Source organism: Acinetobacter sp. 22323 (genome assembly GCF_052044895.1).
Classification (GTDB): domain Bacteria; phylum Pseudomonadota; class Gammaproteobacteria; order Pseudomonadales; family Moraxellaceae; genus Acinetobacter; species Acinetobacter schindleri.
The window spans coordinates 43,740-57,224 of sequence record NZ_JBQEOL010000021.1; the positions used below are offsets into that span (position 1 = coordinate 43,740).

The following is a 13,485-nucleotide window of genomic DNA, read 5'->3' on the forward strand; positions in this document are numbered from 1 at the left end:
ATCTCTTACATATATGATGTATTTCCTCTAGAAAATCATGTTTCATCGAATGTTGTGAAAAGTATGAGGACAATCACAACCAATACTAAACAACGCTTTCACGAAAAATTAGAATTTTCTAAAGCATTGGATGGTACTTCGATGATAATGCCGCGAGATGATTATTGTAATTAATAGTTTTTAAAACAATAACTAAAATTTATCATATGGAAAAATAGTAATTTATTCAGTAAGATGTAGATACTCAGCCACCCATTCGGTGGTTTTTTGTTTTAAAGCATTTTGCTTTTATTTTTAATCTCTCACTGAACTGGTTTGGATTTTGCTTTTATATAGGTATAGAGGTGATATTGTGTAATTTATGCACAATAGATATGCATTTTAAAGCAAAGATGATATAGATCATTTCAGTATCAACACTCATGTATGAGGTGATGACATGGCTAAAACACTCAGAATAATAGATAGAACGGAACTACGTCAGAAAGGTTGGTGGTTATTTGGTTTTGTTGTTGGTTTACAGGTGCTATTTTTGCTAGGCAGTTATTTGCTACAGGGTTCTTGATCATCAGATTTAATAAAAGCCACCGAGAGGTGGCTTTTTTCATTTTTGATTTTATGTGTGTATTACTTTTAATGAAGCGTCTTGGTTACTTTGAAGAATGAGGAATATATTCCGTAAAGTAACCAAAATCCTTTGTTAGCCTGATGGGCATCTATGTCCTACAAGTTGACGAGTAGCATCTATGCCGTAGGGTATTTGTAAAATAATGAGATATTAGGGAAAAGATTTATGATCTTAATGATCGACAACTGTGATTCTTTTACCACTAATAAAGAAAAACCACCTGAAGGTGGCTCTTTATCTCTAAACAGTTAATTGAATCTGTTTCAACACCGCTTTCAGTGTATTCACAAAATCAAACTGATCATTGGTACTGTCCTGATAACGCCATGCGACATAACCATCTGGACGAACCAGAATTGCACCAGATTCATGAATTTCGGACTTGGCATTCCAGGTGCCATACACATCGCGGTAGTCACGTGAACCGATCTGAATGACATCTAAATAAGGTAAGTTCAGTGATTCGGTCGCCTGTTTCCAGCCTTTACCCGATAAACCAGTCAGCAGGGTGAAACGACCTTTACCGGTAATATCCAGGGTGGACTGCTTTTGACCATTGGCATTAACCAGCCAGGTATGTGGCACTTTAGCACCTGGACGCGTCGTTGCTTGCAGATACAGCTGTTGATCACGCTCAAATCTTTCAGGCTCAGCTTCGCTAATGACTGCATTAGAGGTATAGCGCTGATTTAACTCTACACCTTGCGCATTAAACTCATAATTTTTTACTGCTAATGCTTTGAACAATTTCTGACGGATTTCAGCACCTTGTTCATCTTCAGCAAAGATGCGTTCCAGCATTTGTTTTTGTGTGGTCACGCCTTGATCAAAACCAAAGACTTCTTTCAGGTATTTATAGTCAAAACGTGACTGGTTCGCACGCGCCACGATCTGTTTGCCCACAGGTGCACGTTCAGTTGTATAGGAATCCAGCAGGGAAGGCGCAGCCCAGCCTTTGACTGTATAAGCCAGTTTCCAGCCCAGATTAAAGGCATCCTGTATACAGGTATTTGAACCTAAACCACTGGATGGTGGATGACGATGCACTGCATCTCCGCCACAGAACACACGGCCTTTGGAATATTCGGTTGCCCAGGTCTGGTTCACATACCAGTAAGACAGTTTTTGAATTTCGACATCTTCTACTTCAGCACCAACAAATGTATTGAGGCGTGCCCGAACCTGTTCTTCAGTGACTTGCGGCTCACCTTTGGAAATGTCAAAGCCCCAGCCCATAATCCATTCATTCCATGGCGTAATTGCACGCAGTAAGCCCATACCAAGATCACCAAAACTCGCTTCCGGATTGACAATCCATTGCAGGATGGCAGGGCGGTGCTGCACATATTTAGTCAAATCAGCCTTAAAGGTCACATACACTGTACCGGCACGGGCCATGACACCTTCCAATGGCAAACCAAGTTGTTCCAGTACGCGTGACTTGGCACCATCCATACCGACCAGATATTTCGCTCTTAAGCTAAATTCAGTATTGGTAATCCGGTTCAGGAAAGTTGCTGTGACGCCATCTTCATCCTGTACATGAGAGAGATATTCAGTATTAAAGTTATAAATGGTGCCACGTTCACCCGCATTCTTCACCAGTAAAGCTTCCATTTTTGGTTGAATCAGATCAACCAGTGGGCATGGACTACCTTTGATATAGTCACCATGACGTTCATCACCGGTACCCCAGGCACTCATGCGGGCAATTTCTTCGCCAACCAAGCTGGTGGTAATCAGGCTCTCACCCATTTGATCCCAAGGTGTAGCAATTTCTTTGACCTGTTCTTCAACTCCTAAATCACGTAATACCTCCATGGCACGTTGGTTAGTAATATGTGCGCGTGGACTATTGGCCAGCCAGCTAAACTGAGTAAACAGTTGTACCTTGATACCGTAATTAGCCAAAGCCAAACCCAATGTTGAACCTGCAGGACCGGTACCAATGATCAAAACATCAGTGTCATAATGCTGTGTCATACAAGACTCCATGTATATGCGTGAAGAACAAGCCATCTATATGGTCATGCAGTCTAGTAAAACAGGATCTGTTCATATAGCGATATTCATATAAACTATCGACCTATTCTTATTTGCAATGCGCGGGTCATAATCTTAAGATGCTGACCTGATCAGAAACCGGGCAGCTTATGGAACTTCGACATTTACGCTATTTTATAACTGTGGCGCAGCAACAAAGTTTTACCAAGGCTGCCGAAAAGCTGTTTACCGCTCAACCGTCATTAAGCCAGCAAATTAAGGATCTGGAACAGGAAGTTGGGGTGAACCTGTTTGATCGTTCATCCAGAAAAGTCAAACTTACCGATGAAGGGCGGGCTTTTCAGATCTATGCGGAAAAAGCACTAGAAAATGCCAAGCTGGCAGTGGCAGCAGCACGCCAGGTCGCACAGCAGAAAAATAATCAGATTCATATTGGCTTTCTGAATGTTGCAGAAATCAAGGTGATGCCTCAGATTCTGGCGCAGCTTAAAAAAACCATGCCTGACTTAAAAATTCACTTACATAGCCTGACCTGTATGGAGCAGATTCAGCGGCTAAAAAATGCTGAACTGGATTTATGTATTACCCGTTTTCATCTGGATCATCCAGATTTTGACAATATTCATTTATTGACCGAACAGATTTACTTGCTAGCTGCTCAGCATTTGCATCCTACAGATCGAATCCTGAAATTACAGGAACTGAAAAATCAGAATATAATTATGTGTGAGCAGAATGCTTCACCCGTATTTTATGAAAAGCTGGATCAGTTGCTCAATATTGATCAACTCGAACATGAGCAGCTACTGTGGGTGACCAATGTGTTGCAACATATCAATCTGACCAATATGGGGATGGGTTTTAGTTTTGCTCCTGAGTATTTGCTGAGATTTTTGAATGATCATGTGAAAATCATCCAGACGGATCAGGTGCTCCCAAAACTAGGCTTGTATGCAACATTTAACAAGAATTCTCAAAATCCTGCATTGAAGATAATTACCCAAGCCCTTAAAAATACAATAAATATCTGAATTTCAGGAAGGAATATATGTTAAAGCTGATTTATTACGTACCGGACGAAAACTTGGAAGATACTAAAAATGCAGTGTTTGCAGCAGGAGGCGGTGGCATTGGGGAATATACCAATTGCGCCTGGCAGGTTTTGGGAACCGGACAGTTTAAGCCGCAAGAAGGTGCAGATCCTCATATTGGTGAAGTCGGTCAACTGGAACAGGTAGAGGAATGGCGGGTAGAAATTCTGGTGCCAGATGAAAAGGCAGTCAAGGTCGCTAAAGCCTTAAAAGAAAGCCATCCTTATGAAGAGCCGGCTTTTGAGTTTATCCAGCTGCTGGATATTAAAGTCTAAACTCAAAGTATTATTCATATCATATTCATTACGGCGTGTTCATCCTGGCGCGCCGTCAGTCTACATTTAAAAAACAGTCAAACTGCTTTTGTTATTATAAAATTTGCCATAGCACTCCAGATAAAAAATACAATAAGGAAAATAACAATGCATTGGCCAAAACCGCTTAGCAGAATGCTCAAAAATACGCTTAGTAAATCCATTCAATACAGTGCAGAAATTCTGCATAGTCGTATTCTCTATTCCAATGATAATCCTTATCTGGATAGTATATTTGCCCCGCAACGGCAGGAGCATTTCTCTACTCAACTCATGGTAGAAGGACAGATTCCGGCAGAACTCGATGGTGCACTAATGCGGATTGGCCCAAATCCAATTCTGGTCAAAAATCCCAGAAATTATCATTGGTTCACTGGCGATGGCATGATTCATGCCTTGAGACTGAAAGGCGGTAAGGCACATTGGTATAAGAGCAGTTACGTCGGAGTTGCCAGCGTGCAGAAGAAACTTCACCGACCACTGATTCCAGGCAAAACGCGAGGTGTTGCTGATGCCGTGAATACCAATGTCATTAACTTTGCTGGAAAAATCTGGGCTTTAGTTGAAGCGGGTGCTTATCCAGTTGAAGTCAATAGTAAGCTGGAATCCGAACGACATCATCTTTTTAAAAATGAAGAGGATTTACCATTCACAGCTCATCCGCATGTTGATCCCGAAACAGGGGATATTCATGCAGTTTGCTATGATGCCTTGAGCCAAAATAAAGTTTTTTATCTGCATATAGATTCGCACGGTAAATTAAAACACCAGGTCGAGTTTCCAGTGAAACATGGACCGATGATTCATGATTGTGCTATTACCAAATCTCAGGTGCTGATTCTGGATCTGAATGTGAATTTCTCGGTTCGCAGTGCTTTAAAAGGTTCAATGCTGCCTTATCAATGGAATCCAAAACGACAGGCACGTATAGGTGTATTACCTTTTGGTGGCAAAGTCACTGACATGCGCTGGTATGAGATTGATCCCTGTTTTATTTTTCATACCGTGAATGCCTATGATCTGAATACTGGCGATATAGTGATGGATGCGGTAGTGCACTCCAAAGCATTGATCCGCTCGATTCAGGGACCGATTGAAGATCAGGATATACGACTAGAGCGCTTTATTTTTGAACAAGGAACAGGAAAAGTGACACGAACCGTATTATCAAATATCAAGCAGGAATTTCCACGGATTAATGAAGCATTTATTGGGCGACAGTATCGTTATATCTATAGTATTTATTTTGGTGAATTTGATGATCCTTCCCATGTCAGCAGCAATACGGTGATGTGTTTTAATTTAAGAACCAGAACCACAGAAAGTTATTCCTTTGGAGAAAACTGGGTCACTGGTGAGGCAGTCTTTGTCGCACGGGAAAATGCTCAGGCAGAAAATGATGGATGGTTAATGTCTTATATCCATGCTTTAGATTGTAGCCCCTCGAAAGTGGTAATTCTGGATGCCCAGCATATTACAGAAGGACCCATTGCAACGATTCATTTACCAGTTCGGGTGCCGGTCGGATTTCATTGTAACTGGATTGATTATCGGAAATTAAGAGCGAACTATTCTTAGACTAGTGGGTCAAAAATTTAAAAAATCTTTGTAGGCGTTAAGATGGCATAGCCTCATAAAGTGTGAGAAGTTGTAATATTCGTTCATAGGCTGATGTTACTTTGAGGGATGAGGAATATATTCCGTAAGGTCACCAAAATCTTTTGTTAGGCAGAAGATTCATCCCTGAATCTCTGCCTAACAGCGACATCCATGTCGCTAATCATCTAGCAAATAAAAGATTTAAATTTTAAATGCTGTTTAAACCTTTTGAATGAATAACTCACGATCAAAACGGTACTGCGGGAAGAATACCCCATCTTTAGCACGTTCACCTGCACCAATCACCATGACTGGATACTGTTCGTCATTTAATTCCAGAATTTCACGAACCATGGGCTCATCGAAGCCTTCCATCATACAGCTATCAAAACCATAAGCGCGTAAAGCTAAAACCAGATTTTCACAAGCCAGCGCCGTGGTTTTAGTCGCCCATAGTTTTGCATCAGCGGGGCTGAAAGCAGAAACCGGCATCTGCTTATCCAGAGTACGGGCTACTTTGAAAGCGACTTTCTTAAAGTTACCAAAGGCATTCAGATAGCCTGTCTTGTAGTTATAGGGAATGTACTTATAGTACTTTTTGATTGCTGGAGGCGCCTCAGGAAATGGAAACTCACTAATATTCAGTTTCGCCATTTCATCAATGCGGTCAGTACGAGCAATACAAACAATCAGTTCAGAAGCTGTTTTAGCGGCCAGTTGGCTCATGCAGGCTTTCACCAGATGCTTTTTCTTGGATGGGTTCTGCACAACATAAAATGTCCATGGCTGCAGATTTGATGAATTTGGTGCCAGTAGTGCCAGATCCAGACAGGCATCCAGTACCTCAGCAGGGATTGGTTTTTTGGTAAATTTACGCACTGAACGGCGGCTTTCAATGACCTTACGGAAATTCTCTACATCAATATCCTGTGGTGCCGGCTCGTAATAACGCTTCTTGTCAGGATTTGAACTATCAGTTGTTTGAGAAGTCATTTGGGAGTTTTCATTTGTCATAAGCTGGGTTCTTTCAGAAATATAAAAGATTGAGGCAGTCTAAACTGCCTCAATTAAAAGATAAGTTTCAGAATTAGTTGAATTGTGTGAAATCAGGTTTCCGTTTTTGTATAAAGGCCTGAACTGCTTCCATCATTTCAGGTGAGCCTACACGCTTCATAAAGATTTCTGCCTCATCATCAATGCATTCAATAATTTCAGCCAGATTATGCTTCATTAGTGCTTTGGTCTGCTTAATAGAAGCCAAGGGTAAAGCGGCAAGAGTTTGAGCCTGTTTTTGTGCAGCTGCATACACATCTTCTTCGATGCTATTGATCAAACCTGCACTTAAGGCTTTTTCACTATTAAATCTTTGAGCTGTCAGGAGCAGTTCAGCGGCTCTGTGATAGCCAGCCTGTTGTACCAGCAGTTTGCTTGATGCACCTTCAGGAGACAGACCAAGGCTGACAAATGGAATCTGGAACAGGGCCGTATTATCGCTATACACCAGATCGGCGTGCAGGAGAATCGTTACCCCGATGCCAATGGCAACACCACGCACTGCAGCAATCAAAGGCTTGGAGAATTTTGCAGCAGACTTGAGCAGAACAAAGGGCGGTGTATCACCGGCTTTACCCTGTAAAGGTGTCTGGATGAACTTCATAAAGTCCTGCATGTCATTGCCGGCACTAAAGTCCGCATCCTGACCACGTAGAATCACCACACGCACGCTACTATCCTGGTCCGCTTCATCCAGGGCCTGAGCAATCCATAAGTACAGCTCGCCGTAGAGCGCATTTTTCGCTTCAGGACGGTGAATGGCTAAGGTCAGTATGCCATTGTCTAAATTCGCATTTAAATGCTGATGCGGTTGTTGAATACAGCTCAGTGTCATCGTACTATCCTTGCTTTATTAATATGAATTTATTGGCGCTTATTATGTCGTAAAAATTTCCCTACGACATAACTGATGCGTTCATAAAAGTAAGATGTGCTATGAAATATAAATTTGATTATCTGGTTTTTATTGGTCGCTTCCAGCCTTTTCATCTGGCACATATGCAAACCATTAAAATTGCTTTGCAGCAAAGCCAGCAGGTGATTCTGGCTTTAGGATCAGCGCAGCAGGAACGTAATATTAAAAACCCATTTCTAGCCTCTGAACGTGAAGAAATGATCCTGTCGAATTTTTCCGAAGCAGATCAAAAGCGTATTAAATTCGTACATGTCATTGATGTCTATAATGATGAAAAATGGCAAAAACTGGTAAAATTACTGGTTGCCGGAGTGGCAGAGCTAAATGCCAAAGTTGGTCTGATTGGACATTTTAAAGATGAGTCCTCTTATTATTTAAGATTGTTCCCAGAATGGGAAATGTTGGAACTAGATAGTCTAGTCGGTGCCATTTCAGCAACACCATTACGGGAAGCCTATTATCGTGGTGACATTATGGAATCAGCATTTCCTTTAGGAACCAGTGAGTTTTTACATAAGTTTAAAAATACTGAGATTTATCAACAATTGGCACACAAGTTTAAAACGAATGATAAAACGAATCTGAGCTAAAACTGTTTTAAGGTGAGGAGTTCATTTGATTGTTAGGGAGCAACACAATGAATTTTATCCTAAAAAATATGGCCTATGCAGGATGCCTTTCAGTAGTAAGTATATCAGCAGCCTACGCCAGCTGGAGCTTGACGCCTAAAAGTAGCGTGGGTTTTAGTATTAATTCATTGGGTTTGACTGTCGTAAAGGGAAGTTTTCAGCAATTCCAGGCCTCGATGCAGTTTGATCCTCAAAAACCACAACAGGCTTCAACTGAATTTACCATGCAGGTAGATAGCCTGCAGCTGTCCAAGCCAAGTCTAAAAAATATGATTATGGGTGAAGATCTGTTTGATGCTTCACGTTATAAAACTGTGAATTTTAAAAGTACCCAGTTTAAACCAAATGGTACGAATCGCTATCAGGTATTGGGTAATTTGACTTTACGGGGTGTGACGCGTCCAGTTGTTTTTGATACCACGCTAATACCAAATAAAACCAACCCGAATTTACTTGATGTAAATTCGAAAACAGTGATTAACCGTTCAGATTTTGGTATGAAAAAAGCCACAGCTGGTGTAGGTGAAAAGGTCAATATTCATCTGATCGGGCAGTGGAAAGCATCATAATTTAGCTGTTCATTTCTTTAAATGTGGCAGAGCAGTCTAAATTGGAATGGGATAATTTAAATGTTGCTCTGCCTGTTCTAGAATAGTTTGGGTGAGTTGTTGTAAAGCTGGTGACTGCTGTTTCCAGTGATGCCAATACAGTTTCACATCTGTTCTGCATTCTAGAAGTATTTCTAGCAAAGCGTTTTGTTGAAACCGATCTGCAATCTGATAATCCGGCACCAGACCATAACCCAGTCCGGTAAAGACTGCTTCTGCAAAAGTAGTCGAAGAAGGAATATAATAAGAAGGATAGCTTTGTTGAGAAAGACCGTAATGAGTCAGTAAAGCTTCACCATGCATGTGATCCTGATCTTTATAAATAATTGCAGGGGCCTTATGCAGAGACTTGCGATGAATGCCTTGACTAAACCATCGCTGAAAAATGCAGGTGTCGCTACCATTCTATAACGCATAGCACCAATCAGTTGAGCCTGACAGCCTTTCATGGCTTGTTGCTGTGAACTGATATCTTGATGTACTGATTGCGATGGTAATGTGGGGAATTGCAGTATCTTTAATCTTTGTTTGAGTGATAAAAAATGAGTCTCACTTGGACTCATTTTTTTGTATCAAATAGATTTTAAGTTGCTTGGAGTGCTTTTAAATCTTCTAAAACCTGTTCAGCATGACCCGCTGCTTTTACTTTACGGTATTCCTTCACCAGTTTGCCATTATGGAAAATGAAAGTAGAGCGCTCAATGCCCATAACTTTTTTGCCATACATGTTCTTTTCTTTAATTACGTCAAAGTGATTGCAGAGTACTTCTTCTTTATCACTGATCAGGTTGATGCTAAGGTTCTGCTTTTCCGTAAAGTTTTGGTGAGCTTTAACTGAATCGCGTGATACCCCCAGAATTGTTGTATTTAGTGCATCAAACTGGTCTTTTAGACAGGAAAAACCAACAGCTTGTGTAGTACAGCCTGGAGTAGAGTCTTTTGGATAAAAATAGATGATTAACCACGCTGCATCTAATTGAGCCAAGTTGATTTCACCAGTCGTAGTAGGGAAAACATGATCAAGCAAGCCAATCTCAGACATAAAAAACTCCATTGCTGTTGTAATTTTCACAAAAAAATAAGCCACATTATAGTGGCTTATTTATGCAAAGAATAATCAGAAATTATTTTTTGGCAGCAGCAGCTTTTTGGGCCTGTTCAGTTAAGGTTTTTAACTTACCGGTTAACTGTGGGCCAAAACATGCTTGCAAATCTTTATTTTGCTTTTGTACAAAAGCTAAAGTTGCTGGACTTTTCTTCTGGTTAATCGTGCTTTGAATTTCCCATTTCTGTGCATTGGTTAATTTGCCATCTGCTTCAACAGCACAAGTACAATATTTGCTCACTTCAGAACTGGTCAGCTGTTTGCCTTTGCCAGTTTCTTCTTTACAAACATTGATCAGAGCAGCTTTAATATTGGTACTTTTGTAAGCATTTTGCAGTTTGCTGTCATCTGCTTGAGCAGTAGTTGCAAACAGCGCAGCGGCTGAAACTAAAGCTGAAAGAACAATATTTGACTTAAAATTTTTCATAAACTTTACCTTGTTATTACGGTATATAACGTGTCGGATCTTCAACACCTGCATCTGCAAAACCTTGTTTACGCAGACGGCAACTGTCACATGTACCACAAGCACGTCCTTGGTCATCTGCCTGGTAGCAAGATACCGTTTGGCTATAGTCTACGCCATGATCAAGACCTAAGCGAATGATATTTGCTTTGGATAAATGTAACAGAGGTGTTTCAAATTTGAGCGCTTGACCTTCTACACCGACCTTGGTTGCAAGGCGTGCCATATTGGCAAAGGCTTCAATAAATTCAGGACGACAGTCAGGATAACCGGAATAATCGACGGCATTAATTCCGATCACAATTGCTTCTGCACCAAAAACTTCAGCTGCAGCCAGTGCATAAGACAAGAAAATTGTATTGCGTGCTGGGACATACGTCACAGGAATACCTTCCTGAAGTTGGTCTGGCACATCAATACTGTGATCAGTCAGGGCAGAGCCACCGAGGTTGCCTAAGTCAATATTGATGACACGATGTTCTACACCTGCACGACCAGTCAAAGCTCTTGCTGCATCAAGTTCAGTGGTCGAACGCTGGCCATACATAAAACTTAAAGCAATACATTCGTAGCGTGCCTGCGCCCAGGCTAAACACGTGGTTGAGTCTAATCCGCCAGATAACAATACAATGGCACGAGGGCGCATAGCTAAATCTCCAAAATATTTGATAAATAATTAACGACCAGTTTCGTCATTCCATAACAGCTTATGTAACTGTAGCTGGAAGCGAACAGGGAGATGGTCTTCTAAAATCCATTGGGCCAGATCACGTGCCAGCTGTGGCATACGCGCTGTACCTTTTTCCACTTCAAAAGCAGGCGAGAACCAGACCGTACCGACTTTTTCATTAAGCTGATATTGTTTAACCTGCTGTTTGGACCATTCATAATCTTCACGATTACAGATTACGAACTTGATCTGATCGTGCTGGGTTAAATGGTCGAGATTGGAAAGCAAATTTCGTGCAACTTCACCCGAAGTTGGCGTTTTCAAGTCTAATACTTTTGATACACGAGGATCTACCTTAGACACATCCAGCGCACCGCTGGTTTCCAAGGAGACTTCACAGCCGGCATCGGCCAGGCGCTGCATTAACGGCAAGGCATTCGGCTGTGCCAGTGGTTCACCACCAGTCACGCAGATATAAGGTGTCTTAAAATCGAGTGTGGTTTGAATGATTTCTTCTAAAGATTTACGCTCACCACCTTCGAAAGAATAGGTGGTATCGCAATAGGTACAACGCAGTGGACAACCCGTCAAACGGATAAAGACTGTTGGCAGACCTGCTGTATTGGCTTCACCTTGTAATGAATAAAAGATCTCCGTGATGCGTAAACCCGCAGACGGATCAGAAACAGGGATAGCAGAAGATCGAAGCGTACTCATAACAAAATTAACCAGAGAAGAAAGAACAATGTATAAAAATAAAAATCCCTACGATCATTACTGACCGTAGAGACGAAGAGCGACTAAAGCTCTGAGGAACATTAAGTTCCTAAAAAGTTAAGACTTAGTCTTCACGCAACAGATCGTTCAGGCTAGTTTTCGCACGTGTTTTTGCGTCAACTTTTTTCACGATCACAGCAGCGTACAGGCTGTATTTACCGCATTTAGAAGGAAGGCTGCCAGATACAACGACTGAACCAGCAGGTACACGGCCGTAGTGGATTTCGCCAGTTTCACGGTCATAAATCTTGGTGGATTGACCAATAAATACGCCCATAGAAATCACAGAGCCTTCTTCTACGATTACGCCTTCTACGATTTCAGAACGTGCACCGATAAAGCAGTTGTCTTCGATAATGGTTGGGTTTGCTTGAAGTGGCTCAAGAACACCACCAATCCCTACACCACCTGACAGGTGAACATTTTTACCGATTTGCGCACATGAACCTACAGTTGCCCATGTATCAACCATCGTACCTTCATCAACATACGCACCGATGTTCACATAAGAAGGCATCAATACCACATTTTTCGCCTGGTAAGAACCTTTACGTGCTACAGCAGGTGGTACTACACGTACACCAGCAGCTTTGAACTGTTCTTCAGTCCAGTCACCAAACTTAGTATCTACTTTGTCATAGAAGCGAAGATCACATGCTTCCATTGGTTTGTTGTCATTCAGTTTGAAAGACAACAATACAGCTTTCTTAATCCATTGATGAACAACCCATTCACCATCGATTTTTTCAGCTACACGTAAAGAGCCATTGTCCAGGCCAGCAATTACTTCCTCAACTGCTTGACGAACTTCAGCAGCACAATCCGCTGCTGTGAAATTCGCACGGTCTTCAAACGCTTGTTCAATGATTGTTGAAAGCTGAGACATGATCTTCCTTCCAGAAAAAAAATTTCCAAGATTTTACACTATATTGAGCAAAGATTAGATGGAAAACACGACTTATATCAAAATTAATTCTTCCGAATTATGGAGAAAATGGATGTGTCAAGTTTCATTAAAAGATTAATAGATCTCTTTCATAAATCAAAAAACGATCTTCTTTTTGGTTAATATTTGCACTCCGGATTTCTTAGCATTCGTGCATAATCTGCGGATGAAATACATCGATTCAAACAAGCTTTCTGATCCTCAGTTCAAGCGATACACAGGCATCTCATGGTCAACTTTCTATTTGATGGTTGAGCAATTGCAGAAGCATGTCTCTGCCAAAGGCAGACCGCCCAAGTTAAGCCTGGAGGATCAGGTTCTGCTCTGTCTGAGCTATTGGCGGGAATACCGAACCTTATTTCACGTTGCGACGAGTTACGGGGTTTCAGAGCCCACAGCCTCAAGAATTGTCCGTCATGTTGAAGACTGCCTGATTCGGTCCAATCTGTTTAATTTACCCAAAGATTTACCCGAGGGCGAAGGCATCGACTGGAATGTTGTGATCGTGGATGCCACGGAAATTCCAATCCAAAGGCCTAAAAAAACAGAAGAAAAGCTATAGCGGCAAGAAAAAGACCCATACCTTTAAAGTACAGGCCATGATTCACTACAAAACTCAGCAAATTCTGAGTTTATGTACCAGTCGCGGTGCAGTGCATGATTTCGAGTTGTTCAAACG

At 41.5% G+C, this 13,485-nt stretch carries 17 protein-coding genes; 8 read left to right on the plus strand and 9 right to left on the minus strand.

Annotation, left to right across the window (positions count from 1 at the left end):
* Positions 1-439 precede the first annotated feature (439 nt).
* Positions 440-565: a KGW motif small protein gene (locus tag ACTJIX_RS12910; RefSeq protein ID WP_004815134.1), complete on the plus strand. Its 126-nt coding sequence runs from the start codon at positions 440-442 to the stop codon at positions 563-565.
* 303 nt (positions 566-868) lie between these two features.
* On the opposite strand, the gene ACTJIX_RS12915 is transcribed toward ACTJIX_RS12910, so the two are convergent.
* The gene (locus ACTJIX_RS12915; protein ID WP_004815136.1) at positions 869-2,611 is read right to left on the minus strand and encodes an FAD-dependent oxidoreductase; all 1,743 of its coding nucleotides are present in this window, start codon (positions 2,609-2,611) and stop codon (positions 869-871) included.
* A 170-nt stretch (positions 2,612-2,781) separates the two neighbouring features.
* Here ACTJIX_RS12915 and ACTJIX_RS12920 point away from each other — a divergent pair, with 170 nt between their 5' ends.
* The 3 genes from ACTJIX_RS12920 (at position 2,782) to ACTJIX_RS12930 (ending at position 5,615) form a co-directional block, all read left to right on the plus strand.
* Positions 2,782-3,663 (plus strand): LysR substrate-binding domain-containing protein, encoded by an 882-nt coding sequence (locus ACTJIX_RS12920; protein WP_004815141.1) that lies wholly within the window; start codon positions 2,782-2,784, stop codon positions 3,661-3,663.
* A gap of 17 nt (positions 3,664-3,680) precedes the next feature.
* The gene (locus ACTJIX_RS12925) at positions 3,681-3,998 is read left to right on the plus strand and encodes a hypothetical protein (protein ID WP_004815142.1); all 318 of its coding nucleotides are present in this window, start codon (positions 3,681-3,683) and stop codon (positions 3,996-3,998) included.
* A gap of 147 nt (positions 3,999-4,145) precedes the next feature.
* Positions 4,146-5,615, plus strand: coding sequence for a carotenoid oxygenase family protein (locus tag ACTJIX_RS12930; protein WP_004815145.1), 1,470 nt, complete (start codon positions 4,146-4,148; stop codon positions 5,613-5,615).
* Positions 5,616-5,855: 240 nt separating this feature from the next.
* Here ACTJIX_RS12930 and ACTJIX_RS12935 read toward each other — a convergent pair whose 3' ends face one another.
* Both ACTJIX_RS12935 and ACTJIX_RS12940 read right to left on the minus strand, forming a co-directional pair.
* Positions 5,856-6,650 carry a nitroreductase family protein gene (locus ACTJIX_RS12935; protein WP_004815147.1) on the minus strand — a complete coding sequence of 265 codons (795 nt, stop codon included), beginning with the start codon at positions 6,648-6,650 and terminating at the stop codon, positions 5,856-5,858.
* Positions 6,651-6,723: 73 nt separating this feature from the next.
* Positions 6,724-7,524 carry an enoyl-CoA hydratase gene (locus ACTJIX_RS12940; protein ID WP_004815149.1) on the minus strand — a complete coding sequence of 267 codons (801 nt, stop codon included), beginning with the start codon at positions 7,522-7,524 and terminating at the stop codon, positions 6,724-6,726.
* 101 nt (positions 7,525-7,625) lie between these two features.
* Here ACTJIX_RS12940 and ACTJIX_RS12945 point away from each other — a divergent pair, with 101 nt between their 5' ends.
* Positions 7,626-8,195: a nicotinate-nicotinamide nucleotide adenylyltransferase gene (locus tag ACTJIX_RS12945; RefSeq protein WP_163171063.1), complete on the plus strand. Its 570-nt coding sequence runs from the start codon at positions 7,626-7,628 to the stop codon at positions 8,193-8,195.
* 47 nt (positions 8,196-8,242) lie between these two features.
* The gene (locus tag ACTJIX_RS12950) at positions 8,243-8,803 is read left to right on the plus strand and encodes a YceI family protein (protein ID WP_440611513.1); all 561 of its coding nucleotides are present in this window, start codon (positions 8,243-8,245) and stop codon (positions 8,801-8,803) included.
* A 36-nt stretch (positions 8,804-8,839) separates the two neighbouring features.
* Here ACTJIX_RS12950 and ACTJIX_RS12955 read toward each other — a convergent pair whose 3' ends face one another.
* From ACTJIX_RS12955 to dapD, 6 genes are all read right to left on the minus strand, one after another.
* The gene (locus ACTJIX_RS12955; protein ID WP_004815157.1) at positions 8,840-9,145 is read right to left on the minus strand and encodes a LysR substrate-binding domain-containing protein; all 306 of its coding nucleotides are present in this window, start codon (positions 9,143-9,145) and stop codon (positions 8,840-8,842) included.
* A 280-nt stretch (positions 9,146-9,425) separates the two neighbouring features.
* Complete coding sequence (locus ACTJIX_RS12960; RefSeq protein WP_004815158.1) at positions 9,426-9,884, minus strand: peroxiredoxin; 459 nt, start codon at positions 9,882-9,884, stop codon at positions 9,426-9,428.
* 82 nt (positions 9,885-9,966) lie between these two features.
* Positions 9,967-10,374, minus strand: coding sequence for a hypothetical protein (locus ACTJIX_RS12965; protein WP_004815159.1), 408 nt, complete (start codon positions 10,372-10,374; stop codon positions 9,967-9,969).
* 16 nt (positions 10,375-10,390) lie between these two features.
* The gene (queC, locus tag ACTJIX_RS12970; protein ID WP_004815160.1) at positions 10,391-11,059 is read right to left on the minus strand and encodes a 7-cyano-7-deazaguanine synthase QueC; all 669 of its coding nucleotides are present in this window, start codon (positions 11,057-11,059) and stop codon (positions 10,391-10,393) included.
* Positions 11,060-11,089: 30 nt separating this feature from the next.
* Complete coding sequence (queE, locus tag ACTJIX_RS12975) at positions 11,090-11,800, minus strand: 7-carboxy-7-deazaguanine synthase QueE (RefSeq protein WP_103800259.1); 711 nt, start codon at positions 11,798-11,800, stop codon at positions 11,090-11,092.
* 124 nt (positions 11,801-11,924) lie between these two features.
* On the minus strand, positions 11,925-12,746 hold the full coding sequence (gene dapD / locus ACTJIX_RS12980; RefSeq protein ID WP_103800260.1) for a 2,3,4,5-tetrahydropyridine-2,6-dicarboxylate N-succinyltransferase: 822 nt from the start codon (positions 12,744-12,746) through the stop codon (positions 11,925-11,927).
* Between the two features lie 211 nt (positions 12,747-12,957).
* On the opposite strand from dapD, the gene ACTJIX_RS12985 reads away from it, so the two are divergent.
* Together ACTJIX_RS12985 and ACTJIX_RS12990 are read left to right on the plus strand one after the other, a co-directional pair.
* Positions 12,958-13,368: a transposase family protein gene (locus ACTJIX_RS12985; protein ID WP_171054439.1), complete on the plus strand. Its 411-nt coding sequence runs from the start codon at positions 12,958-12,960 to the stop codon at positions 13,366-13,368.
* Positions 13,316-13,485 (plus strand): transposase family protein (locus ACTJIX_RS12990; RefSeq protein WP_392390198.1); only part of this gene is annotated, 170 nt, incomplete at its 3' end. The genes ACTJIX_RS12985 and ACTJIX_RS12990, both read left to right, overlap by 53 nt.

Excerpts from the sequence above, each read along its gene's own strand:
- ACTJIX_RS12930 (WP_004815145.1), top strand. The coding sequence starts at position 4,146 with ATGCATTGGCCAAAACCGCTTAGCAGAATGCTCAAAAATACGCTTAGT.
- ACTJIX_RS12915 (WP_004815136.1), bottom strand. The coding sequence starts at position 2,611 with ATGACACAGCATTATGACACTGATGTTTTGATCATTGGTACCGGTCCT.
- ACTJIX_RS12910 (WP_004815134.1), top strand. The coding sequence starts at position 440 with ATGGCTAAAACACTCAGAATAATAGATAGAACGGAACTACGTCAGAAA.
- ACTJIX_RS12925 (WP_004815142.1), top strand. The coding sequence starts at position 3,681 with ATGTTAAAGCTGATTTATTACGTACCGGACGAAAACTTGGAAGATACT.
- dapD (WP_103800260.1), bottom strand. The coding sequence starts at position 12,746 with ATGTCTCAGCTTTCAACAATCATTGAACAAGCGTTTGAAGACCGTGCG.
- ACTJIX_RS12920 (WP_004815141.1), top strand. The coding sequence starts at position 2,782 with ATGGAACTTCGACATTTACGCTATTTTATAACTGTGGCGCAGCAACAA.
- ACTJIX_RS12935 (WP_004815147.1), bottom strand. The coding sequence starts at position 6,650 with ATGACAAATGAAAACTCCCAAATGACTTCTCAAACAACTGATAGTTCA.
- ACTJIX_RS12960 (WP_004815158.1), bottom strand. The coding sequence starts at position 9,884 with ATGTCTGAGATTGGCTTGCTTGATCATGTTTTCCCTACTACGACTGGT.
- ACTJIX_RS12940 (WP_004815149.1), bottom strand. The coding sequence starts at position 7,524 with ATGACACTGAGCTGTATTCAACAACCGCATCAGCATTTAAATGCGAAT.
- ACTJIX_RS12965 (WP_004815159.1), bottom strand. The coding sequence starts at position 10,374 with ATGAAAAATTTTAAGTCAAATATTGTTCTTTCAGCTTTAGTTTCAGCC.
- ACTJIX_RS12945 (WP_163171063.1), top strand. The coding sequence starts at position 7,626 with ATGAAATATAAATTTGATTATCTGGTTTTTATTGGTCGCTTCCAGCCT.
- ACTJIX_RS12955 (WP_004815157.1), bottom strand. The coding sequence starts at position 9,145 with ATGCATGGTGAAGCTTTACTGACTCATTACGGTCTTTCTCAACAAAGC.
- queE (WP_103800259.1), bottom strand. The coding sequence starts at position 11,800 with ATGAGTACGCTTCGATCTTCTGCTATCCCTGTTTCTGATCCGTCTGCG.
- ACTJIX_RS12950 (WP_440611513.1), top strand. The coding sequence starts at position 8,243 with ATGAATTTTATCCTAAAAAATATGGCCTATGCAGGATGCCTTTCAGTA.
- queC (WP_004815160.1), bottom strand. The coding sequence starts at position 11,059 with ATGCGCCCTCGTGCCATTGTATTGTTATCTGGCGGATTAGACTCAACC.